19 protein-coding genes are annotated in these 21946 nt (G+C 62.3%); 12 read left to right on the top strand and 7 right to left on the bottom strand.

Translation table 11 applies throughout. The features are described from left to right. On the top strand, positions 1 to 619 hold a 619-nt coding region (locus SKA53_RS05850), incomplete at its 5' end, for a hypothetical protein (RefSeq protein ID WP_007205158.1). Here the strand turns inward: SKA53_RS05850 and SKA53_RS05845 are convergent. Continuing rightward, positions 608 to 1564 carry a Hint domain-containing protein gene (locus SKA53_RS05845; protein ID WP_007205157.1) on the bottom strand — a complete coding sequence of 319 codons (957 nt, stop codon included), beginning with the start codon at positions 1562 to 1564 and terminating at the stop codon, positions 608 to 610. The two genes, SKA53_RS05850 and SKA53_RS05845, sit on opposite strands and share 12 nt — an antisense overlap. Positions 1565 to 1661: 97 nt before the next feature. On the opposite strand from SKA53_RS05845, the gene SKA53_RS05840 reads away from it, so the two are divergent. Together SKA53_RS05840 and SKA53_RS05835 are read left to right on the top strand one after the other, a co-directional pair. Beyond that, positions 1662 to 2441, top strand: coding sequence for an SDR family oxidoreductase (locus SKA53_RS05840; protein ID WP_007205156.1), 780 nt, complete (start codon positions 1662 to 1664; stop codon positions 2439 to 2441). Positions 2442 to 2511: 70 nt separating this feature from the next. Continuing rightward, positions 2512 to 3582 carry an ABC transporter ATP-binding protein gene (locus tag SKA53_RS05835; RefSeq protein ID WP_007205155.1) on the top strand — a complete coding sequence of 357 codons (1071 nt, stop codon included), beginning with the start codon at positions 2512 to 2514 and terminating at the stop codon, positions 3580 to 3582. A gap of 191 nt (positions 3583 to 3773) precedes the next feature. On the opposite strand, the gene SKA53_RS05830 is transcribed toward SKA53_RS05835, so the two are convergent. Genes SKA53_RS05830 through ccmI form a run of 3 tightly spaced genes read right to left on the bottom strand, consistent with a single transcriptional unit; the run spans position 3774 to position 5682 of the window. Beyond that, entirely contained in the window at positions 3774 to 4016 is a 243-nt protein-coding gene (locus SKA53_RS05830; protein WP_007205154.1) for a DUF1289 domain-containing protein, read from the bottom strand. Next, positions 4013 to 4489, bottom strand: coding sequence for a Holliday junction resolvase RuvX (gene ruvX, locus SKA53_RS05825; RefSeq protein WP_007205153.1), 477 nt, complete (start codon positions 4487 to 4489; stop codon positions 4013 to 4015). Before ruvX ends, SKA53_RS05830 begins: the two co-directional genes overlap by 4 nt. After that, a complete protein-coding gene (ccmI, locus tag SKA53_RS05820) occupies positions 4486 to 5682 on the bottom strand; it encodes a c-type cytochrome biogenesis protein CcmI (RefSeq protein WP_007205152.1) in 1197 nt (398 codons plus the stop codon). Before ccmI ends, ruvX begins: the two co-directional genes overlap by 4 nt. A gap of 189 nt (positions 5683 to 5871) precedes the next feature. Between ccmI and SKA53_RS05815 the strand changes: the two genes are divergently transcribed. The 6 genes from SKA53_RS05815 (at position 5872) to SKA53_RS05790 (ending at position 12824) form a co-directional block, all read left to right on the top strand. After that, entirely contained in the window at positions 5872 to 7116 is a 1245-nt protein-coding gene (locus SKA53_RS05815) for a sarcosine oxidase subunit beta family protein (RefSeq protein ID WP_007205151.1), read from the top strand. A 28-nt stretch (positions 7117 to 7144) separates the two neighbouring features. Further along, the gene (locus SKA53_RS05810; RefSeq protein WP_040483158.1) at positions 7145 to 7474 is read left to right on the top strand and encodes a sarcosine oxidase subunit delta; all 330 of its coding nucleotides are present in this window, start codon (positions 7145 to 7147) and stop codon (positions 7472 to 7474) included. Next, positions 7471 to 10479, top strand: a complete 3009-nt coding sequence (locus SKA53_RS05805; RefSeq protein ID WP_007205149.1) for a sarcosine oxidase subunit alpha family protein — start codon at positions 7471 to 7473, stop codon at positions 10477 to 10479. Before SKA53_RS05810 ends, SKA53_RS05805 begins: the two co-directional genes overlap by 4 nt. After that, a complete protein-coding gene (locus SKA53_RS05800; RefSeq protein WP_007205148.1) occupies positions 10472 to 11035 on the top strand; it encodes a sarcosine oxidase subunit gamma in 564 nt (187 codons plus the stop codon). The genes SKA53_RS05805 and SKA53_RS05800 overlap by 8 nt, the downstream gene beginning before the upstream one ends. Positions 11036 to 11181: 146 nt before the next feature. Further along, positions 11182 to 11781, top strand: a complete 600-nt coding sequence (locus SKA53_RS05795) for a superoxide dismutase (protein ID WP_007205147.1) — start codon at positions 11182 to 11184, stop codon at positions 11779 to 11781. Between the two features lie 74 nt (positions 11782 to 11855). Then, entirely contained in the window at positions 11856 to 12824 is a 969-nt protein-coding gene (locus SKA53_RS05790) for a threonine ammonia-lyase (RefSeq protein WP_007205146.1), read from the top strand. Here SKA53_RS05790 and SKA53_RS05785 read toward each other — a convergent pair. Beyond that, positions 12819 to 13373, bottom strand: a complete 555-nt coding sequence (locus SKA53_RS05785; protein WP_081440120.1) for a TIGR00730 family Rossman fold protein — start codon at positions 13371 to 13373, stop codon at positions 12819 to 12821. The two genes, SKA53_RS05790 and SKA53_RS05785, sit on opposite strands and share 6 nt — an antisense overlap. 109 nt (positions 13374 to 13482) lie before the next feature. On the opposite strand from SKA53_RS05785, the gene SKA53_RS05780 reads away from it, so the two are divergent. From SKA53_RS05780 to SKA53_RS05770, 3 genes are all read left to right on the top strand, one after another. Then, positions 13483 to 14694, top strand: a complete 1212-nt coding sequence (locus tag SKA53_RS05780; protein WP_007205144.1) for a LysM peptidoglycan-binding domain-containing protein — start codon at positions 13483 to 13485, stop codon at positions 14692 to 14694. A gap of 63 nt (positions 14695 to 14757) precedes the next feature. Further along, the gene (locus SKA53_RS05775) at positions 14758 to 16584 is read left to right on the top strand and encodes an ABCB family ABC transporter ATP-binding protein/permease (RefSeq protein ID WP_007205143.1); all 1827 of its coding nucleotides are present in this window, start codon (positions 14758 to 14760) and stop codon (positions 16582 to 16584) included. A 99-nt stretch (positions 16585 to 16683) separates the two neighbouring features. Continuing rightward, the gene (locus SKA53_RS05770) at positions 16684 to 17025 is read left to right on the top strand and encodes a zinc ribbon domain-containing protein YjdM (RefSeq protein ID WP_007205142.1); all 342 of its coding nucleotides are present in this window, start codon (positions 16684 to 16686) and stop codon (positions 17023 to 17025) included. A 9-nt stretch (positions 17026 to 17034) separates the two neighbouring features. On the opposite strand, the gene SKA53_RS05765 is transcribed toward SKA53_RS05770, so the two are convergent. After that, the gene (locus tag SKA53_RS05765) at positions 17035 to 20715 is read right to left on the bottom strand and encodes an efflux RND transporter permease subunit (protein WP_007205141.1); all 3681 of its coding nucleotides are present in this window, start codon (positions 20713 to 20715) and stop codon (positions 17035 to 17037) included. Continuing rightward, positions 20712 to 21929, bottom strand: coding sequence for an efflux RND transporter periplasmic adaptor subunit (locus tag SKA53_RS05760; protein WP_007205140.1), 1218 nt, complete (start codon positions 21927 to 21929; stop codon positions 20712 to 20714). The genes SKA53_RS05765 and SKA53_RS05760 overlap by 4 nt, the downstream gene beginning before the upstream one ends. Positions 21930 to 21946 lie beyond the last annotated feature (17 nt).

Raw genomic sequence — 21946 nt, 5'->3', positions numbered from 1 at the left:
AAATACCGGACAAAGCGGCATGGTTCGATTTGTGTGTCTCGGTGTGTGCATCGTCTTTGGTCTGGCGGCCTGTTCCGGCGGGGGTGGGGGCGATGTCGGTGCAGGCAATGGTGCGCCTGCGGATGGCTTTGCCGCCTTGCGGGACCGCGTGACGACAGCGGGGATCACGCCTTTTGCCACGTTGCCCACCATGGGCGAGGTGGCCTATGCAGGGCGCGTGCGGCTTTCTCTGCCTCTGGGCGGCGCGGCGGTTGCCCGCTATGACGGCGATCTGGACCTGCGCGTCCATTTTGGCGCAGCACCTGATCCGGTGACCGGGCGTATCGGCAATCTGCAAGGCGGGGCTGGTCCGGTGACAGGGCATCTGCAGATCAGCGATGGCCGGTTTTACCCCGATGCCGCCGCCGCACGTGATTACCAATTTACCGCCGAATTGTCTGGCACCCTGATGCAGAATGCCGCGGCCCATGACGTCACCGCTGAAATGTCGGGCGATTTTCACGGCCCGCAAGGCGCGGGTGTCGCTGGCGTGATCGCGCGCGGGGCTGTGCGGCAGAGCGATGATCTGCAGCTGTTTGACGGCAGTTTCGCCGCCGAACGCGCAAATTCAGGAGGTTGAGGCGCGCCGTAGCAGCGCCGCTGCCGTTGCAGGGTCGATCAGGCTGTCGCGGACCTGATATTCCAGATGCGGGCGGTGGCGGTGCAGCGGCACATCGGCGGGCATGGCATGGCGGGTCGTGGCATCGACCAGATGCGATTCCGCGGCGATCCCTTCGGCATAGATGATGTGGTGATCGTCGAACACCAGCTGGAAATAATCGACATAGCCGCCACGCCTGCGCAACACGGTCACATCATCGACCAGTTGGCGCGCGCGGATCAGCACCTCTGCATGGCCCGCGCCCAGCAGGTCGCTGCGTTGATAGACGAAAATCCGGTGGTCGGGGCGCAGCACCAGATCGGCGTCATTGTGCAGGGTGCCTTGGGTGATGACCACCGGCGCAAAGCGGCCCGTCGCGCGCATCGTGGCCTGTGTCACATGGCGCAGCGGCTGTTTGCCTGCATCCCGCGTCAGCACCAGATCGCCGGGGACCAGCGTTTCGACCCCGCGCATCTGGCCATCCGCCATGGTGATCCGCGTGCCGCGTGCGAATGACCCTGCCGCCGCGTCCGCAAAGCGGCGGGTCGCGGTTTCGCGCGCGACCCCGACCAGCCGATAGGATTGGTCCGGCACGATATCACCCAAGGCCATCAGATAGATGGCGATGGCAAGGCCCGCGCTTTCCTCGACCAGCACCAGCGCGTCATGGGTGGTGCCATCAGCGGCCATCAGCGTCAGGCAGCAATCCAGATGCACCGCATTGCGCGCGCCGGTTTTGCGGCGCAGCCCGGTCTGTCCGGTCACCAGATCCAGCGACAGCGGCGCGGATGTCGCCGCCAGCGCATAGATATCGTCCAAAACCAGCGCGTCGGCAAAGCCGAGCATTTCGCCGGTCAGCACACCGTCGATGACGCACACATCCTCGGCGCGGAACACTTCGATCGTGATCAGGGTGTTTGCCATCCCCGATCTCTACACCCTGGGCGCGACTGGGGTAAGATCAAATTGCCCTTGGTCGGCGGGGATGCTAGGTCAGGGGCGCAATAAAGGGGGGAACACAATGGATCTGGGAATTTCAGGCAAAACGGCACTGGTCTGCGCATCGTCAAAAGGGCTGGGGCGCGGCTGCGCCGAGGCTTTGGCCGCCGCTGGCGTGAACCTTGTGCTGAACGCACGCGGCGCGGACGCGCTGGAGGCGACCGCTGCCGAGATCCGCGCCCGTTTCGGCGTGCAGGTCACCACCGTGGCCGCCGATGTGGCAACCGAGGAAGGCCGCGCGCGCTTGCTTGATGCTGCGGGCAGTGTCGATATCCTCGTGACCAACGCAGGCGGTCCACCGCCGGGGCTGTGGTCGGACTGGGACCGCGATGATTTCATCAAGGCGCTTGATGCCAATATGCTGGCGCCCATCGCGCTGATGAAGGCGCTGTTGCCCGGCATGATCGCCAAAGGCTGGGGCAGGGTGGTCAATATCACCTCGGGGTCGGTCAAGGCACCGATTGCGCAGCTGGGCCTGTCCAATGCCGCGCGCGCGGGGCTGACCGGCTATGTCGCAGGCACCGCGCGGCAGGTGGCGCAGCACGGGGTCACGATCAACAACATGTTGCCCGGCATCCATGCGACCGACCGCGCGATCAGCCTTGATACTGGCGTTGCAACGGCGCAGGGCATTGACATGGCCACGGCCAAGGCACAGCGCGAGGCGACGATCCCCGCCCGCCGCTATGGCACGGCAGAAGAATTCGGCGCGACCTGCGCGTTTCTGTGCAGCCAGCATGCCGGGTTCATCCTGGGCCAGAATATCGTGCTGGACGGCGGGGCGATCAACGCGACGATCTGAGCCACTTGCACCGGCAGGGCGGGGTTGTTAGGTCCGCGAAACCCAATTGTTTTGATCAGGGATTGTTCGCATGACACTGCCACGCCTTGCCGCCCGCCATCTGGTCAAGACCTTTGCCGGGCGGCGCGTGGTCGATGACGTCAGCCTGACGGTGATGCCAGGGCAGGTGACCTGCCTGCTGGGGCCGTCGGGATGCGGCAAATCCACCACGCTGCGGATCATTGCGGGCGTCGATATGCAAGACAGCGGCACGATCCATGTCGATGGCCAGCTGATCTGCGACACGGTGGACCGCGTGCCGCCCGAAGGCCGGTCCATCGGGTTGATGTTTCAGGATTTTGCGCTGTTCCCGCATCTGACCGTCGCGCAGAATGTGGGTTTCGGGCTGCGCGGAAAGCGCGATGACGGGCGGGTCACGGACCTTTTGCAAAAGGTCGGCATGCTGCGCTATCTGCATGATTACCCGCATCAATTGTCGGGCGGCGAACAACAGCGCGTGGCACTGGCCCGCGCGCTGGCGCCCAAGCCGCGCATCATGCTGATGGACGAGCCGTTTTCCGGCCTTGATGACCGCCTGCGCGACGATATCCGCGACGAGACGCTGGAGATTTTGAAAAGCGAAGGCACCGCCGTTCTGCTGGTCACGCATGAACCGAACGAAGCCTTGCGCATGGCGGACGAGATCGCGCTGATGCGCGACGGGCGGATCGTGCAGCGCGGATCGCCCTATAATATCTACAACGCCCCCAAGGATCTGGAAGCCGCCGGTTTTTTCAGCGATATCAACGTGATCAAGGGCAAGGTGCAAGGGGCTTTGACCGATACGCCATTCGGCCAGTTCCTTGCCCCCGGCGTGCCGGACGGCACCGAGGTCGATATCGTGATCCGCCCCCAGCATCTGAAGATCGACTTTGACCGCGCCGGCCGCGGCCCGAACCCCACCCCGCAAGACGGCACCCCCGCCCGCGGCGTGGTGCAGCGCGCGCGGTTCATCGGGGCGTCAAGTCTAGTGGAATTCCGCATGGATTTCGATGGGTCAATCCTGCGCGCGGCGGTGCCATCGGTGTTTTTGCCAAAGGTGGGAACGCCATTATGGATTATGATCCGGCGAGACCGGTGTTTCGTGTTTCCAAGGGGGTAGGGTGGATCATGATCCACCTTACTGGATCATTTCTTGCTGAAATCGCCCAATTCATCCGTTTCAGATTTGTATCCCACTGCGTCTCGGTTCAGTGGAAGGCTTGGGACCAGTGATATTTTGAAGTTCTGAAAGTGGCACAAAGCAGGGTGAATTTGCGTCGTTCATAACGGCTAAGCAAACGTCTTGCCCCCTCACGTCACCCGTCCCGCACGCCCCCCGCGCCGTTTGGCGACCAGCCCCTTGCGCGCGGGCAGGTCCGCCATCACTGCGGCGCGTGCCTCTTGCGTCATCCGCGACCAGGTGCTGATCTCGTCGATCGTGCGCAAACAGCCCGTACACAGCCGCGTTGCAGGCTGGATCACGCATATCTTGATGCAGGGGCTGTCGATTTCGGCCCGTTTCCAGATGTGGTCGGTCGGTTCGGGGATGGTCACGCGCGCGCCTCCAGATGTCGCAGCCGGTCCAGCATGCCTTGCAGAATATAGCTGGCTGCGATGTTGTCGATCCGCTCTGCGCGACGCTTTCTGGACATATCCGCCTCTAGCATCGCGCGTTCGGCGGCCACGGTGGACAAACGTTCATCCCAAAAGGTGATCGGCAGCGGCGTTAATTTTTCAAGATTGCGGGCAAAGGCGCGGGTCGCCTGACAGCGCGGCCCTTCGGACCCGTCCATGTTGCGCGGCAGGCCCAGCACCAGCCCCGCGATCATCCGGTGGGTCGTGATTTCGAATAGCCGCGCGGCGTCGAGCGTGAATTTGCGGCGCTTGATGGTTTCCAGCGGGGTCGCCACGCTGCGCATCAGGTCCGACACCGCCACCCCGATCGTCACCGTCCCCAGATCCAGCCCCGCGACAGCACCATGCCGTGGCAGTTGGGCCGCGAAATCCTCGGGCGTGGCACAGATCATTCCGCCACGCCTGCGTTGCGTGCGGCTTGGGTCAGGGTCGCCATCGCCTCGGCATTGGCACCAAAGACATCCGCCGCCTCGACCCAGATCGCGCGGGCGCTGTCGGTTTCGCCCAGCACGCCATAAGCCGTGATCAGCCGCGCCCAATCGGCCGCGGTGCCGCCGTCATTGGCCAGCCGGTCGGCCAAGCCCGCAACCATGCCGCCGATCATCGCCTGCCGGTCTTCGGGGGTCATGTCCTGCGCTGTGGCAATGTCATCTGCAGATGGGCCGCGCACCTCTGGCAGGGTGTAATCGACACCCGCGCGAAAGGCCGCATCCTCGATCAGCTGGCGGGCCGAGGCGACGTGGAAACTGGCCAGATCACCGTTTTCGGCAAGATCGCGCCACAGACGATAGGCCAGATCGGGCCGGTCGGTCTGGTCGTAGAGCAGCCCCAAATAATACCGCGCGGCGGCGTTACTCTCGTCACGCGCCAGGATATCGCGGATCACCTGTTCGGCCTCGGGCGAGACAAGCCCACCGGCCGCGACGACCAGCAGGTCCAGCAGGCGGACAAAGTCGGCAGGTTGCGCGTCATCGCCGATGATCGCGACCACGCGTTCCTGTGCCACGGCGGCACCGGAATAATTGCGCAATTCGACCTCGTGAAAGACCAGCCGCGACCAGGCTTCCAGATCGTCGGGGCGGGTCGGGGCGATGTCGCGCAGCTGGTCGATGGCGGCGCGGTAATCATCGGGGACATTCACGGGCGGCGGTGGTGGCGCCACCTGTTCCAAAAACACCTGCGCGGGCCGGTTGGCGCGCATGGCGTCCGAGGCCGCCAGCCGCGCCTGCAACGGCACATCGCCATATCCGGGCGCGCCCAGCTGCGTATAGGTCGCAAACGTCACCGCCGCGATCACGGCCAGCACTGTGACAGCGGTCAGCCCTTGCCGTTTGTGGTGGTGCAACGGGGCGGTTTGTCTGCGGCTGGCGGCCAGCAGGCGGTGCGCGATTTCGGTGCGCGAACGGTCTGCCTCTGCCGGGTCGAGCAGGCTGCGTTCCAGATCGCGGTCAATCTCGGCCAGTTGCGCGCGGTAGATGGTGATATCGGGGTTTTCGCCTTGCACATCGGGCGCGCGCAGCAGGGGGATTGCCATCAAACCCGCCACGGCCAATGTCATCAAGCCGACCAAAATCCAGAATATCATATGCCCTCACGCATTTGCTCGCCCCGACATAGCCGCCATGGGCCAAGGTGAAAAGGGCCTGCGACGCCACGTCCCTTCACAGTGTCGCGGGCATGTCGTAAATCGCGGTCCAGACGCCGCTGGCAGTATCCTTTCCATACCCCGAAAGGTCCAGACAGGGGCATAGTTTAGACAGGGAATCGCGCGCAGATGAAACGATATTCCGCCTTTGCCATCGCGAAAGAAGCGTTCCGCCAGCATACCGGCTGGACTCGTGCCTGGGCCAACCCCGCGCCACGGGCGAAATACGATGTGATCATCGTCGGCGCAGGCGGTCACGGGCTGGCCACGGCCTATTATCTGGGCAAAAATTTCGGCATCACCAATGTGGCGATCCTGGAAAAAGGCTGGCTTGGCGGTGGCAACACGGGCCGCAATACCACGATCATCCGGTCGAATTACTTGCAGGACCCGTCAGCGGCGATCTATGAAAAATCGCGCAGCCTTTATGAAACCATGAGCCAGGACCTGAACTACAACGTCATGTTCAGCCCGCGTGGCGTGATCATGCTGGCGCAGACCCAGCACGAAATCCGTGGCTACAAACGCACCGCGCATGCCAATGCGCTGCAAGGGGTGAAAACCGAATGGATCGGCCCTGAGAAGGTCAAGGAACTTTGCCCGATCATGAATATCGACGGGCCGCGTTATCCCGTGCTGGGCGGGTTGTGGCAGGCGCGCGGTGGTACGGCGCGCCACGATGCGGTTGCCTGGGGTTATGCGCGGGCCTGTTCGGATATGGGCATGCATGTGATCCAGCAATGCGAGGTGACGGCGATCCGCCGCGATGGGGGCCGCGTTGTTGGCGTCGATACCACCAAAGGTGCGATTGATTGCGACAAGCTCGGGCTGGTCGTTGCGGGCCATTCGGGTGTGATGGCGCAGATGGCCGGGTTCCGGCTGCCGATTGAATCGGTGGCCTTGCAGGCGCTGGTGTCTGAACCGATCAAGCCCTGTATGGATGTCGTCGTGATGGCCAACACCGTGCATGGCTATATGTCGCAATCCGACAAGGGCGAAATGGTGATCGGTGGCGGCACCGACGGCTATAACAATTATACCCAGCGCGGCAGTTTCCATCATATCGAGGAAACCGTGCGCGCCCTGATCGAGACTTTCCCGATGATCGCGCGCCTGAAAATGCTGCGCCAATGGGGCGGGATTGTGGATGTGACCGGCGACCGCTCGCCCATTTTGTCGAAAACCCCTGTCGATGGGGTGTTCGTGAATTGCGGCTGGGGCACGGGCGGGTTCAAGGCGATCCCCGGATCAGGTTGGGCGATGGCCGAATTGATGGCCAAGGGCGCCTCGCCACTGACAGATGAATTTTCGATGTTCCGTTTCCGCGAAGGCAAATTCATTGATGAAAGCGTCGCCGCAGGGGTCGCGCATTGATGACGAATTCCAGACAAAAGGTGCGCCTATGCTGACCCTTCATTGCCCCTATTGTGGCACAGATGCCGATGAAACCGATCTGCATGCGGGCGGGCAGGCGCATCTGAAACGGTACGGCCCCGGATCATCCGACGACCAGTTCGAGGATTACATGTTCATGCGCGAAAACCCAAAGGGCGTGCATTTCGAACGCTGGCGGCATGTTTACGGCTGCGGCAAATGGTTTTTGGCCGCGCGCTGCACCGCCACGCTGGAAGTCTTCGGCACCTATCCCGCGCAGACAACGGAACCGCCGCCTGATCTGCGCGCCAAAATATCCGCCAAACGCCCCGGCTGGACATGGGGAGATTTCGCATGAGTACGCGTCTTGCGGGGCATGGTCGCCTGATCGACCGCACAAAGCCTGTCAGTTTCACCTTCAACGGCAAGAATTTGCGCGGTTTCGCGGGCGATACGCTGGCCTCTGCCCTGTTGGCCAATGACCAGATGCTGGTCGGGCGGTCGTTCAAATACCATCGCCCGCGCGGCGTGGTGGCGGCAGGCGCCGAAGAACCCAATGGTCTGGTCAATCTGGGGCAGGGTGCGGCTTTTGAGCCGAACCAGCGCATCACCACGACCGAGCTGTTCGACGGGCTGACAGCCACCAGCCAGAACCATTGGCCGAGTTTGGAATTCGATGTCGGCGCGATCAACACGCATCTGTCACGGTTTCTGCCTGCGGGCTTTTACTATAAAATGTTCATGTTCCCGCGTGCCTTTTGGAAACATGTCTATGAACCGTTCATCCGGCAATCCGCCGGTCTGGGCCGCGCGCCCAAGGACCGTGACCAAGACACCTATGAGCATTTCAACCTGCATGTTGACGTGCTGGTCGTGGGTGGCGGGATCGCGGGGCTGGCCGCGGCGCTGGCCGCAGGACAGGCCGGCGCGCGGGTTCTGCTGATCGAACAGACCGCCGATTGGGGTGGCCGCGCTGTCGTGGACGGGGCGCAGATCGACGGGATGGATGCAGTGGATTGGATTAAATCCACACTGCAAGCACTTGATAAGATGTCAAATGTCACGATCCGTGCGCGTTGTATGGGCGCGGGTGTGTATGATCATGGCTATACTTTGGCCTATGAACGCCTGACCGACCATGCGCCCGATCAGGACGGCCCGCGTCACCGGCTCTGGCGGATCAGGGCGGCGCAGATCGTGACCGCGACGGGTGCGATTGAACGGCCTTTGTCTTTTGTGGGCAACGATCTGCCAGGCGTCATGCTGGCCGGGGCTGTGCGCGATTATGCGGTGAATTTCGGCGTGTCCATCGGGGATCGCACCGTGGTTGTCACCAATAACGACGACGCCTATCGCACCGCGATTGCGCTGAAAGAGGCGGGGCTGGAGGTGCCGGTCATCGTCGATGCACGTACCGCCCCCGCAGGGCCGCTGATCGACCAAGCGCGCGCCTTGGGCATCCGGATTGCCGATGGCAAAGGCATCGCAAAGGTCAAAGGTGGCAAGCGGGTCACTGGCGTGACGCTTTGCGCCCAAGCGGGCGAGGGTGCCGTGCTGGAGGAGATCGCCTGCGATTGCGTCGCGATGTCGGGCGGCTGGTCGCCGGTCGTGCATCTGTGGTCGCATTGCGGTGGCAAGCTGGTCTGGGACGATGCGCAGGCGATGTTCCGCCCCGATACGGCCCGCCCGCCGACGGGTGCTGATGGCGCCGGTTTCGTGATTGCCGCAGGGGTGGCCAATGGCCATCTGCGCAGCGCTGACGTGCTGGCTGACGGGATCGCCGCTGGCAAGGCCGCCGCGCATGACGCGGGTCATAAAAAGCGTATCACCGCCGCCCCTGTGGCGACCGATGCCGACGAAGGTCGGATGGCCCCCGTCTGGATGATGCCGCAAGGGGCAAGCTATGCGCTGCGGTCCAAGACATGGCTGGATTTCCAGAACGACGTGAAGGTGACCGATGTCCAGCTGGCCGCGCAGGAAGGGTTTGAGTCCGTCGAACATGCCAAACGCTATACCACGCTCGGCATGGCAACGGATCAGGGAAAGTTGAGCAATATCAACGGCCTTGCCGTGCTTTCCAATGCGCTGAACATGGCGATCCCGAATGTTGGGACGACGACATTCCGCCCGCCTTATACGCCGATTTCGATGGCGGCGATTGCGGGTGCGGCACGCGACGGCGTTTTCCAGCCTTTGCGCAAGACGCCGATGTCGGATTGGCACACTGCCAATGGCGCGGATAACGAACCCGTGGGCCAGTGGCGCAGGCCCTTTGCCTATGTCCGCACCGGTGAAAGCGTCCATGATGCGGTCAACCGCGAGGTCACCAATGCGCGCAGCAATGTCGGTCTGCTCGATGCGTCGACCCTTGGCAAATTGATCGTCAAGGGGCCGGATGCGGGCAAGTTTCTGGATATGCTTTACACCAATATGATGTCTAATCTGGGTGTCGGCAAATGCCGTTACGGGCTGATGTGTTCGGAAAACGGGTTTTTGATTGATGACGGTGTCGTTGCGCGGATGTCCGAGGATACCTGGCTTTGCCACACCACCACCGGGGGTGCTGACCGTATCCACGCCTGGATGGAAGACTGGCTGCAATGCGAATGGTGGGACTGGAAAGTCTATGTCGCCAATGTCACCGAACAATGGGCGCAGGTCGCCGTGGTTGGCCCAAAGGCCAAGCTGCTGCTCGACAAGCTGGGTGGCACGGATCTGTCGGCGCTGCCGTTCATGCAATGGCAGGCGGGGCAGATCGGCGGATTTGATGCGCGGGTGTTCCGGATTTCGTTCTCGGGCGAATTGTCCTATGAAATCGCCGTGCCTGCGGGGCAGGGCCGTGCCTTTTGGGATGCGCTGGTAGATGCGGGTGCGGAATTCGGGATCATGCCTTATGGCACCGAGGCGCTGCATATCATGCGCGCTGAAAAAGGGTTCATCATGATCGGCGATGAAACCGATGGCACGGTGATCCCGCAGGATTTGAACCTGCATTGGGCCTTGTCCAAGAAGAAAGACGATTATCTGGGCAAGCGCGCCCATGCCCGCAGTTTCATGGACAACCCCGACCGCTGGCGGCTGGTGGGGCTGGAAACGCTGGACGGGTCGGTCCTGCCGGACGGGGCCTATGCGATTGCTGACGGCAGCAACGCCAATGGCCAGCGCAACACGCAAGGGCGCGTGACATCGACCTATCATTCACCCACGCTGGGGCGCGGGATCGCGATGGGCCTTGTGCATCGCGGCCCTGACCGGATGGGCGAGGTGATTACCTTTAACACCGTGGATGACGCCAAGACCGTGCAGGCGCGCATCGTCGATCCGGTGTTTTATGACAAGGAAGGGGCAAAGCAGAATGTCTGATCCCATCAGCGCCTTGCAAGGCCGCAGCACCGCAGGCGAGGTCACGATCCGCGAGGCGGGCCTATGCGGCATGATCACCCTGCGCGGTGAGCTGTCAAACGCCAAACTGCGCGCGGTGTGCAAGAAGATCACGGGGCAAGCTTTTCCTGAAAAAGCGAAAATTGCCCTGGGCGAAGATCGCGGTATCGCCTGGATGTCACCAGATGAAGTGCTGGTGATGCTGCCTTACGCAGAGGTGACAGATGCCTTGGCGCAGATTGATTCGGCGCTTGCGGGACAACATTACCTTGCAGAAAACGTGTCGGACGCGCGCGCGCTGATCCATGTTGAAGGTGGTTTTGCGCGCGAAATCTTGGCCAAGTTGACCCCCGCCGATCTGCACCCGGCCACATTCGGCACGGGTGATTTTCGCCGCAGTCATCTGGGGCAGGTCGCTGCTGCGTTCTGGATGGTGGATGCGGATACATTTGCTGTGGTCTGTTTCCGGTCGGTTGCGGATTATGTCCATGACCTGCTGGTGGCTTCGGCCAAGGCAGGCCCTGTCGGGGTGTTCTGAGCGCCAGATCCCGCGCGGGGCGCGGGGCCTCCGGCGGGGATATTTGGGCTCCAACGATGGGGGAAAAGGGTGTGCGCCCTTGACCTTTGCGCAGCCGGGGGCCACCTAAAGGGCAACGCAATACTGAACAACACAGAGGACTGACCATGTCATTCACCCTTCCCGATCTGCCCTATGCCCATGATGCGCTGGCCGCCAAAGGCATGTCTGCCGAGACGCTGGAATTTCACCACGATATCCATCACAATGCCTATGTGACCAATGGCAACAAGGCGATTGAAGGCACCCAATGGGCCGGCAAGTCGTTGGAAGAGATCATCATCGGCACCTATGACGCGGCCGCCGTCGCACAGAATGGGATCTTCAACAACATCAGCCAGCTGTGGAATCACAATCAGTTCTGGGAAATGATGACCCCCGCCGACAGCAAGATGCCCGGCGCGCTGGAAAAGGCGCTGGTGGAAAGCTTTGGCTCGGTCGATGAGTTCAAGACGCAGTTCAGCGCCGCTGGTGCGGGCCAGTTCGGGTCCGGCTGGGCCTGGCTGGTGAAAAAGGCTGATGGGTCGTTGGCGATCACCAAGACCGAGAATGGCGTGAACCCTTTGTGTTTTGGCCAGACCGCCTTGCTGGGCTGTGATGTTTGGGAACATTCCTATTACATCGATTTCCGCAACAAGCGGCCTGCCTATCTGACCAACTTTCTGGATAATCTGGTCAATTGGGAAAATGTCGCCGGCCGGATGTAACCTTCGTCTGAGCATAGACAAGATCAAAGACCCGTGGGACATGTCCTGCGGGTTTTTTCTTTGGGGGATATGCGATGGGGCCGGAACTCGCAGCGATCAAGGCGGCGGCGGAGTGTTTACGCGATGTGGTGATCGCCACGCCGGTCCTGCCGCTGACATCAGCGCGCTGGGACGGCGTTTTGCCCGATTGCGCAGGCGTGATGGTCAAGCTGGAATTGTTCCAGCAGGCGGGATCGTTCAAGGCGCGCGGGGCCTATCTGGGCATCGCGGGGCTGGATGCGGGCCAGCGTGCTGCAGGCGTTGTCGCGGCCAGCGGTGGCAACCATGCGCTGGCTGTCGCTTGGGCGGCGCGCGCGGCAGGGGTGGATGCGCTGATCTGCATGCCGCGGGCCACTGATCCCGCGCGCATCGCAGGCTGCGAGGCTTTGGGCGCGCGTGTGTCCTTGCATGATGATATGGCTGCGGCCTTTGGCGCGATGAACGTCGCCGCCGCGCAGGGCCGCGCCTTGCTGCATCCGTTTGAGGCGCGGCATATGGTGCTGGGGGCGGCTGTCTGTGCGCTGGAATATGTCACGCAGGCCCCTGATCTGGATACATTCGTTGTGCCTGTCGGCGGTGGTGGGCTGATCTCGGGCATGGCCTGTGCGATCCGCCAATTGCGCCCCGATGCGCAGGTGATCGGGGTCGAACCTTATGGTGCCGACAGCATGTTCCAATCCTTGGCGCAGGGCGCGCCGGTCACGTTGGACAAGATCGCCACCATTGCTGACAGTCTGGGCGCACCCATGGCGCTGCCTTATACGTTCGGGGTGGCGCAGGCCCATGTTGACCGGATTGTGCGGATCGACGATGCAGCGATGTTGCGCGCGATGGAGATTTATCAATCCATTTTGCGGATCACCGCCGAACCGGCCTGTGCCGCGTCGCTTGCCGCGATCATCGGGCCATTACGGCATGATCTGGCCGGGCGGCGCGTGGGGATCATCGCCTGTGGGTCCAATATTTCGCTCGCCCGCTATGCCACGCTGATGGCAGCGTTATAGCGCGTCTTGCAGCGCCTGTTCCAAGGCGCTCACATCAGCCGCCACGCTGACGAAGGCGAGGATATCATCGCCCGCGAAACCCTGCGCCACGACATGGTGCATCAAGGCGAGCAGCGGGTCCCAGAAGCCCGCGGTATTGAGCAAGACAATCGGTTTGCGGTGCAGGCCCAGCTGGCGCCATGTCAGCACCTCGAAGAATTCGTCAAGGCTGCCCGCCCCGCCCGGCAGTACGACCACCGCGTCGGCATTCATGAACATGACCTTTTTGCGTTCATGCATGGTTTCGGTCACGACGAAACTGTCCAGATCACGCTTGCCCACCTCGAGCGCCAACAGATGGGTGGGGATCACCCCAAAGGTGCGCCCGCCGGCCTGCTGCACGGCCTTGGCAACCCGTCCCATCAGCCCGACGTCGCCTGCGCCATAGACCAGCCGCCAGCTGTTGCGCGCCAGCATTTGGCCGGTTTCGGTCGCCGCCTGCGCATAAGCGGGGTTGGTTCCGTCCCGAGAGCCGCAATAAACACACACTGAGCTTGGAAAATCGGACATCGCTACCCCTTTGATGCAGCTTGGCTTTGACCGCTCATAGCGGGGTTGCTACATTGTCTCAATGCTGTGGGCGGATTTTTGCCGGTAAGACCGGGACGGGGTGTAAGGCGTGGACGATCAGAATAAATCGCAGGTGGGTGCCTGGGCGCTGGGGGCTTTGGCGGCTGCCGTGCTGGGGGCGCTAGTTTTAATCCTGCTGCCCGCACCATCCCCGACATTGCCCGTATTGAGCGTGGCTGCGCCGGAAGCCACGGCGCCGATGCCTGCGCCAGAACCAGAACCAGAACCAGAACCAGAACCAGAACCAGAACCAGAACCAGAACCAGAACCAGCGCCAGAACCGGTTGTTGCGGCCCCTGTTGTGCCGGCATTCGATACGTTCCGGCTGGACCCTGACGGATCAATCATCGTGGCGGGCCGCGCGGCACCCGAGCAGGTTGTGGATCTGATTCTCGGCGGGGTCGCGATTGCGCGGGCGACGGCGGATGCGACCGGCAGTTTCGTGATGCTGGCCGGTGCCGGTCCGGCCGATCAGCCACGCCGTCTGTCGCTCTTGGCTGATCCTGACGGGGCGGCGGTGCCATCGCAGACCAGCTATATGGTTGCGCCGATTGCCCCCGTGGTCGTGGCCGAAGCAGCGCCAGAGATTGCGCCAGAGACGGCCCCGCAGATCGCACCACAGACTGCCGCAGAGGCCCCGATTGATCCGCCCACCGAGGAGGCTGATCTGCCCGAAACCGAAACAGCCCAGATCGCCCCCGAAACCGCACCGCCGCCGGTGGTGCTGGAAACCGGCGCGGATGGCGTGCGCGTTGCACAGGGGGCCGCTGTGCTGCCGCAACCCAATGTGGCGCTGGACGCAATTACCTATGATCCTGCCGGCGCGGTGGAGCTGACAGGGCGTGCCACTGGCGATGGCGAGGTGCAGGTTTATCTTGATAACGAATCTTTCGCGGCCGCGCCGGTGACGGCGGGTGGCGATTGGAGCATCGCGCTGCCCCCTGTGGCCACCGGTGTCTATACGCTGCGTATCGACGAGGTGGATGCGGATGGCACCGTCGTGTCGCGGATGGAAACGCCGTTTCAGCGTGAAGAACCCGCCAGCGTTGCTGCTGTCATGGCCGAAGACACGGCGCGGGACGGGTTCGAGGTGGCGGTGCGCACGGTCCAGCCCGGATCGACGCTTTGGGCGATTGCAAAAGAAAGCCTTGGCGCGGGAATCCTGTATGTGCAGGTGTTCGAGGCGAACAGTGATCTGATCCGCGACCCCGACCTGATCTATCCCGGACAGGTGTTTCGGATTCCCGATATCGCGCAGTAGCCTTGCGGCTCTGGTCAATCGACGGGCGGAGCCCTAGTAACGTCTCAGACCGCGGAGACAGCTATGCGCCCAACCACCCATTCCGATACGAACCTTGGCAATACCCGCGTGCAGGGCTGGTCCGTCATTCGCCGCGTGATGCCCTATCTGTGGCCGCAGGGGCAGGGCTGGGTCAAACGGCGGGTGATAGGCGCGATGCTGGTCCTGCTGTTGGCCAAGGTGATCGCGGTTGGCACGCCGATCCTGTATAAACAAGCGGTGGATTCGCTGGCCCCTGACGGGGCGACAGCGGCCACCGTGCTGGGGTTGGGGGCGGTCGGGCTGACGCTGGCTTACGGCTTTGCGCGGTTGATGAACGTGGGCTTTCAGCAATTGCGCGATGTGATCTTTACCCGCGTCGGCCAGCGCGCATTGCGGCAATTGGCGCTGGAAACCTTTACCCATATCCACCGCCTCTCGCTGCGCTATCACATCACGCGCAAGACCGGCGGGCTGTCGCGTGTGATTGAACGCGGCGTCAAAGGCGTGGATTTCCTGCTGCGGTTCCTGCTGTTTTCGATGGGGCCGTTGATGCTGGAACTGGCGATGATCTCGGTCGTGTTGTTTTACCTGTTCGACGTCTGGTATCTGGCCGTCGTTGTCGGGACCATAGCACTTTATGTCTGGTTCACCTTTACCGTCACCGAATGGCGGGTGAAAATCCGCAAGGTGATGAACGATCAAGACACCGATGCGAACCAAAAGGCGATTGATTCGCTGCTGAATTTTGAAACGGTCAAATATTTCGGCGCCGAAAAGTGGGAGGCTGACCGTTACGACCGCGCCATGGCGCAATATGAAACTGCGGCTGTCCGCACCAATTATTCGCTGGCTTTCCTGAATTTCGGCCAATCGGTGCTGATTACCGGTGGTCTGGTGCTGGTCATGGTCATGGCCGCCATTGGCGTTGAACGCGGTGATCTGACGGTGGGCGATTTCGTCATGGTCAACGCCTATATGATCCAGATCACCATGCCGCTGAATTTCCTTGGCACGGTCTACCGCGAAATCCGCCAAGCGCTGATCGACATGGGCGATATGTTCGATCTTTTGGGCCAACCGGCCGAGGTGAATGATGCGCCCCATGCCAAGCCCTTGGCCGTCACCGGCGGGCGCGTCACCCTGCGCGATGTCACCTTTGGCTATGATGCGGGGCGCGGTATTCTCAAGGGCATTAACCTTGATGTCGCGCCGGGCCAGACGGTGGCCATTGTCGGCTCCTCGGGGTCAGGCAAATCCACCATCGGGCGGCTGTTGTTCCGGTTCTATGACGTCACGGGCGGTGCCTTGCTGATCGACGATCAAGACGTGCGCGATGTGACGCAGGACAGCCTGCACGCGCAGATCGGCGTGGTGCCGCAGGATACCGTGCTGTTCAACGACACGGTGCATTACAACATCGCCTATGGCCGCCCCGATGCGGGTGAGGACGAGATCATCGCCGCCGCGAAAGCCGCCAAGATCCATGATTTCATCACCAGCCTGCCGGATGGTTATCAGACCACCGTAGGCGAGCGTGGCCTGAAACTGTCAGGGGGCGAAAAGCAGCGCGTGGGTATCGCGCGCACCTTGCTCAAGAACCCGCCGATCCTGCTGCTGGACGAGGCGACGAGTGCGCTTGACACCGAGACCGAGATGGAAATTCAGGCTGAACTCAAGGCGATGGGCCAAGGCCGCACGGTCATTACCATCGCGCATAGGCTGTCCACCATCGCCGATGCCGATCTGATCGTGGTGCTGGAAAACGGCGTGATCGTGGAACAGGGTCGGCATGACGCATTGCTGGTGCAGGACGGACGCTATGCGCATCTGTGGAACAGGCAGTCCGAAGAAGAGGCGCCAGCGGTTTGACGCGGCAAAGCACCTGCGTGATCCGGTCGGGAACAACCCCGAACGACGCAATATCGTAGGGCGGGGTTCACCCCGCCTTGCCAAAGAAAGAAAACCACCATGCCTGATACATTGCCCCCATGCCCTGACTGCGGCGCGCGCTTTACCTATGCGGTGGATGCGCTGCTCAATTGCCCTGCTTGCGGGCATGAATGGTCGCCCGATGCGGCGTTGGATGCGGCCGATGTGATCCGTGACGCTGTGGGCAATATCCTGCAAGACGGCGATACCGTGACCGTGATCAAGGACCTCAAGGTCAAAGGATCATCCACCGCCCTCAAGGTCGGCACCAAGGTCACCGGTATCAGGCTGGTCAGCGGCGATCACGATATCGACTGCAAGATCGCGGGCTTTGGCCAGATGGGGCTGAAATCCCAATTCGTCAAAAAGGTGATGGATTAGGGTCCAACGCTATTCCGCCGCCTGCAACGGCGATCTGCTGGCAACTGGTGCCGCGTCATCCTCGACCCAGATCACCTCTGGTGCCTTGATGCGTGCGGCTTGCCTTGACAGCGCCCAGTCGCGGGCGGCACGGCTGCTGGTGCCCATCGACAGTTTTGCCATCAATTGCGCGGCCCATTGCACATAGGTCACAAACCAGACCCGCGCCGCCAGCATCGAGGGGGTGAAGACCAGCGTCAGCACCGTTGCGATACCAAGACCAAAGACCACGGCCGTGGCCAGTTGTTTCCACCAAAGTGCTGTCGGGCTGTCGATCGAATAGCCGCCCTGCATGAAATCAAGGCTCAGGCCGAACATCATCGGCGCCAGCCCTGCCATTGTTGTGATTGTGGTCAGCAACACGGGGCGGATGCGATCCTCGGCGGTGCGGGTGATCGCCTCGGTCTTGGGCATATAGCGGCTGTAATCCTGATAGGTGTCGATCAGGATGATGTTGTTGTTCACCACGATCCCCGCAAGTGCCACGATCCCCGTGCCGGTCATGATGATGGAAAACGCCTGATCCATAACCAGCATCCCCACCAGCGATCCGGCGGTGGACAGCACTACGGCCAGCAGCACCAGCACCGAATTATAGATGCTGTTGAACTGCGCCAGCAGGATGATGAACATCAGCCCCAGCGCGCCGGCAAAGGCGGTCATCAAAAAGGCACCGGATTCGGCCTGCTCTTCCTGATCGCCGGTCCATTCCCAGGCGACGCCGGCAGGCAGCGGGTTATCGGACAGCCAATCGGTCAGCATGGCGATCCGTTCATTGGCGTTCAGCGGGGTTTCGGTGATGGCCCCATCCGCCACCAATTGCGCAAAGCGATCCGCCGTGGTGCCATCCAGCAGCGTCACATCGCCGTAGCGCGCCATGCCGGTCGCGCTGCGGTCGACCTGTGCGACAGCCACCGCGCTGCCATCTGCCAGCAGATTGGTCAGCCCGCTGGTGACGCCCGCCTTGACGTCAAAATAGCGTTGCTGGTCGATCCGGTCGATCTGCGCCAGTTTGGCCACCGGCGTGCGGGTGATGAAATTGGACAAAGGCACCAGCCCGTCCGCCGTGCGCACGCGCAAGGTATCCAGCGTGGACAGCACGCGGTCCTGTTCAGGCAGGCGGACGCGGATTTCGATTTCCTCGTCCGAGCTGTCAACGCGCATCGTATCGAGCAAGATGCCCCGCGTCACCAATTGTACCATGCCACCGACGCTGGCCACATCCGCGCCAAACCGGCCTGCGGTCGCCACATCGACGTCGATCTGCCAGTCGATGCCGGGCAGGGGCAGCGAATCTTCGATCGTGATCAGGCCGGGGGTCTGCGCGAAATGGGCGCGTGTGATCTGGGCGGCGCTGATCAGATCATCCCAATCGTCGCCTTTCAGCCGCAGATGCACGGGCTTGCCCGATGCGGGGCCGCGCGCCTGTGCCAGAATCTCTGTCTCGATCCCGGGGATGGTGTTCAGCTGGTCCTGCAATTGCGCCAGCACCAGATCACCGTCAAGTGCGGCGATACCGGCGCGGTCTTCCCAGGGGATCGTTTCCAGCTGGACCTGTCCGATCGTGTCGCGCGGGGTGCTGGCGCCGCTTGCATCGGTGTTCAGCCCGCCGTCACCGGCAAAGGAAAACGCGGTAATCACGCCCGGATGCGCCAGCACGATCTGTTCGGCCTGCCGGACCAGCGCGTCCTTTTCGGCCAGCGACAGGTTGCCGCGCGCGCGCACATAGACAATCGCCTGTTCGGGTTCGGATTCGACAAAGAATTCGACCCCGTTATTATTGGCCCCGTAATAGCCAAAGATCGACACCACGGTAAAGATCACCGCGGCGATCGTGACCAGCGGCATCACGGGATTGCCGACGATGAAATGCATGACACGGCCAAAGGGCGAGCGCTGATAGCCAGCCTTGATCCGTTTGGCGGGCCGTTCGATCCGTGCCGCACCCAGCGTGATCGACAAGCCGACCGCCCCCCCCAGAAACAGCACGATCCCGGGCAGGGATGCGACAAAGCCCGTTGTCTGGACAGCATCGCCCGACAGATAGGCCGGGTTCAGCACCAGCATCGCGCCGGTAAAGACCACCATGATCGCAGGCACCACCAGCGCCGCACAGGCGGCCCATGGCAGGCGCGCGCGCAACATGTCGGATGATTTGCCAAAGGCGCGGCTCATCCGGCCAGTGACGCCGCCCATCACGGGCAGATAGACCAAAGCCACGACCAATGACGCGCATAGCACAAAGATCAACGTGACCGGCAACATCCCCATGAACTGCCCCGGCACGCCCGGCCAGAACAGCATCGGCAGGAATGCGCAAAGCGTGGTCGCGGTGGATGAAATGATCGGCCAGAACATCCGCTTGGCAGCCTCGGTATAGGCCGACATCGGGCCGGTGCCTTCCTGGATGCGTTTGTCGGCATATTCGACAACGACAATGGCCCCGTCCACCAGCATCCCCACGGCCAGAATCAAGCCGAACATGACGATGTTGGAAATCGTGATATCCATCACCGCCAGCAGGGCGAAACACAACAGGAATGACGTGGGGATCGCAAAACCCACCAGCAGCGCCGAGCGTGTCCCAAGCGAGGCCAGCACCACGATCATCACCAGCGCGATGGCGGTCAGCACCGAGCCTTCCAGCTGGCTGACCATCGAAGCCACGCTGCGCGACTGGTCGTTCGATGTGCCGATGGTGATTGCCGCGCGCAATTCGGGCGACCATGTGGCGCGTTCAGCCGCGACCGCGTCGCGCACAAGGGCGGTGGTGTCGATCAGGTTGAACCCCTTGCGCTTGACGACCTGCAAGGCCACGGTATTGACCCCGTTGAACCGCGCGACGCCAACGCGGTCTTCGAATGTCAGGCGGATCGTGGCCAGATCGCCAAGGGTGACGATACTGTCGCCATTGGTCTTGACGGGCAGGTCATAGACATCCTGCGGGCTGTTGAACGACGACGGGATCTTGACGGCAAATGTGCCTTGGGCTGTGTCCACTTCACCCGCGGCGATCAGCATGTTGTTATTGGTCACAACCCCGATCAATTCGCCTGCCGTGACGTTATAGGTTTCCAGCCGCAGCGGGTCGATCAGCACCTCGAGCATTTCGTCGCGCTGACCGGCCAGCCCGGCCTCGAGCACGGCATCGATGTTTTCGATGCGGTCTTGCAGGCTTTTGGCGGTGCGCAGCAGGGTGCGTTCTGGCACATCGCCGGTCAGGTTGACGATGATGATGGGAAATTCGGAAAAGTTGATTTCCGTGATGGAATATTGGTCGGCACCGGCAGGAAAACTGGCCTGCGCGTTGTTCATGGAAGACCGGATATCGGCGATGATCTTGGTCTTGTCCCAGCCGAATTCGAATTCCAGCGCCATGCCGGCAAAGCCTTCGGCGGCGGTGGCGGTCATGGTTTTCAGCCCGTCCAGATCGGACAATTCGGTTTCCATCGGCCGCACCAGCAGCGTTTCGCTGTCGGCGGCGGAAATACCGGGGAAGGGGACCGAGACGAATACCGCAGGGATTTCGATGTCAGGCTCGCCCTCTTTGGGCAGGCTGACATAGGCGGCACCACCCGCGATCAGCGACAGCGCGATAAAGGCCAGCACCATGCGGGCGCGCGATGCGGCCCAATCGACAATCCCGATCATTGGTTGGCCTCTGCGTAGGTTGGCACGATTGGCACCCCATCAATGACGAATTCCTGCCCCAGCGTGATGATATCCACCGCATCGGGCAAACCCGCGACCCAGACGCCCTCGGCGGTGTCGCGCAGCAGGGTGACGGGCATGAATTGCGCGGTCATGTCAGGGCCGACGATCCGCACGCCCAGCGTGCCTGCATCATTCAGCGTCAGCGTGGATTGCGCGATCAGATGCGCCGATTGCCCGTCGGCCGCGACGATGATTTCGGCGCTCAGCCCGTCGCTGATGGCCAGATCGGGGTTTGGCACCGTCACTTCGACGCGAAAGGTGCGGGTGACGGGATCGGCACTGCGCGACAGGAATGTAACCTCGCCCACAACCTCTTGCTGGTCAGAGAATCGCCCGCCCGCCATCGCTCCGACAGTGATCCGGCCTACGTCCGCCTCGGGGACAAAACCGACCAGACGGATCGGGTCCAGCTGGATAATCGTCGCACAGGGCGCGCCGGGCTGCATCAACGACCCAAGCTCGGCGGTATCGGTTTCCAGCAAGCCTTCGAAAGGGGCAGTGATCACAAGGCGGGCAATGTCGCGTTCGGCGCTTGCGACAGCGGCTTGGGCCGATTCGATTCCCGCCAGCGCGGATGACACCGCGCTGCGCGCGCGCTGCACACCGGCACTGGCCGACTCCATCGCCGCCTGCGCGCCCACGACACGGGTTTCAGAGGCGAACCCATCCTGTGACAGCGCGCGTGCCGCGTTGAGATTGATCTCTGCCTCGCGCACCCGCGCCTGGGCTTCGATGACGCCCGCCTCGGCCTCGGGGACGCGGCTTTGCGCCTCGGACAGGCGGGCGCGCGCCTCGGCCAATGTGGCAGCGCGCGTGCCGGGGTCGAGCGTGCAAAGCGTATCGCCCGCGTTTACAAAACTGCCCTTGGGCAGAGGTTCTGACACCACAAGGCCGGATGTTTCCGCGGCAACCGTCACGTCGCGCGCCGCTGCGGTCTGGCCGCGCAGCAAGACCGCGCTGTCGATTGCTTGCGCCTGCGCGCGGATTGCAATGACGCCAATCCCTTGCGCTGTGGCCGTGTCTGACATTGCGACGGTCACGGGGGTGTCGCTGTCGGCACCCGCGAAACCCAGCAATTGGTCCCGTTGAAACACAATCAGATACAAAATAGCCGCGACAACTACAGCCGCAAACATCGACATCAAGCGCATTGACGGGCCTTTCCAGA

The organism is Yoonia vestfoldensis SKA53 (genome assembly GCF_000152785.1).
Classification (GTDB): Bacteria; Pseudomonadota; Alphaproteobacteria; order Rhodobacterales; family Rhodobacteraceae; genus Yoonia; species Yoonia vestfoldensis_A.
Note: the sequence above shows the minus strand (reverse complement) of the source record. Positions and strands in the feature narration are given on the sequence as shown.

What these genes read in the sequence shown, in the direction of transcription:
- SKA53_RS05845 (WP_007205157.1), bottom strand. Translation starts at nt 1,564, where the DNA reads ATGGCAAACACCCTGATCACGATCGAAGTGTTCCGCGCCGAGGATGTG.
- SKA53_RS05840 (WP_007205156.1), top strand. Translation starts at nt 1,662, where the DNA reads ATGGATCTGGGAATTTCAGGCAAAACGGCACTGGTCTGCGCATCGTCA.
- SKA53_RS05835 (WP_007205155.1), top strand. Translation starts at nt 2,512, where the DNA reads ATGACACTGCCACGCCTTGCCGCCCGCCATCTGGTCAAGACCTTTGCC.
- ruvX (WP_007205153.1), bottom strand. Translation starts at nt 4,489, where the DNA reads ATGATCTGTGCCACGCCCGAGGATTTCGCGGCCCAACTGCCACGGCAT.
- ccmI (WP_007205152.1), bottom strand. Translation starts at nt 5,682, where the DNA reads ATGATATTCTGGATTTTGGTCGGCTTGATGACATTGGCCGTGGCGGGT.
- SKA53_RS05815 (WP_007205151.1), top strand. Translation starts at nt 5,872, where the DNA reads ATGAAACGATATTCCGCCTTTGCCATCGCGAAAGAAGCGTTCCGCCAG.
- SKA53_RS05810 (WP_040483158.1), top strand. Translation starts at nt 7,145, where the DNA reads ATGCTGACCCTTCATTGCCCCTATTGTGGCACAGATGCCGATGAAACC.
- SKA53_RS05805 (WP_007205149.1), top strand. Translation starts at nt 7,471, where the DNA reads ATGAGTACGCGTCTTGCGGGGCATGGTCGCCTGATCGACCGCACAAAG.
- SKA53_RS05800 (WP_007205148.1), top strand. Translation starts at nt 10,472, where the DNA reads ATGTCTGATCCCATCAGCGCCTTGCAAGGCCGCAGCACCGCAGGCGAG.
- SKA53_RS05795 (WP_007205147.1), top strand. Translation starts at nt 11,182, where the DNA reads ATGTCATTCACCCTTCCCGATCTGCCCTATGCCCATGATGCGCTGGCC.
- SKA53_RS05790 (WP_007205146.1), top strand. Translation starts at nt 11,856, where the DNA reads ATGGGGCCGGAACTCGCAGCGATCAAGGCGGCGGCGGAGTGTTTACGC.
- SKA53_RS05785 (WP_081440120.1), bottom strand. Translation starts at nt 13,373, where the DNA reads ATGTCCGATTTTCCAAGCTCAGTGTGTGTTTATTGCGGCTCTCGGGAC.
- SKA53_RS05775 (WP_007205143.1), top strand. Translation starts at nt 14,758, where the DNA reads ATGCGCCCAACCACCCATTCCGATACGAACCTTGGCAATACCCGCGTG.
- SKA53_RS05770 (WP_007205142.1), top strand. Translation starts at nt 16,684, where the DNA reads ATGCCTGATACATTGCCCCCATGCCCTGACTGCGGCGCGCGCTTTACC.
- SKA53_RS05765 (WP_007205141.1), bottom strand. Translation starts at nt 20,715, where the DNA reads ATGATCGGGATTGTCGATTGGGCCGCATCGCGCGCCCGCATGGTGCTG.
- SKA53_RS05760 (WP_007205140.1), bottom strand. Translation starts at nt 21,929, where the DNA reads ATGCGCTTGATGTCGATGTTTGCGGCTGTAGTTGTCGCGGCTATTTTG.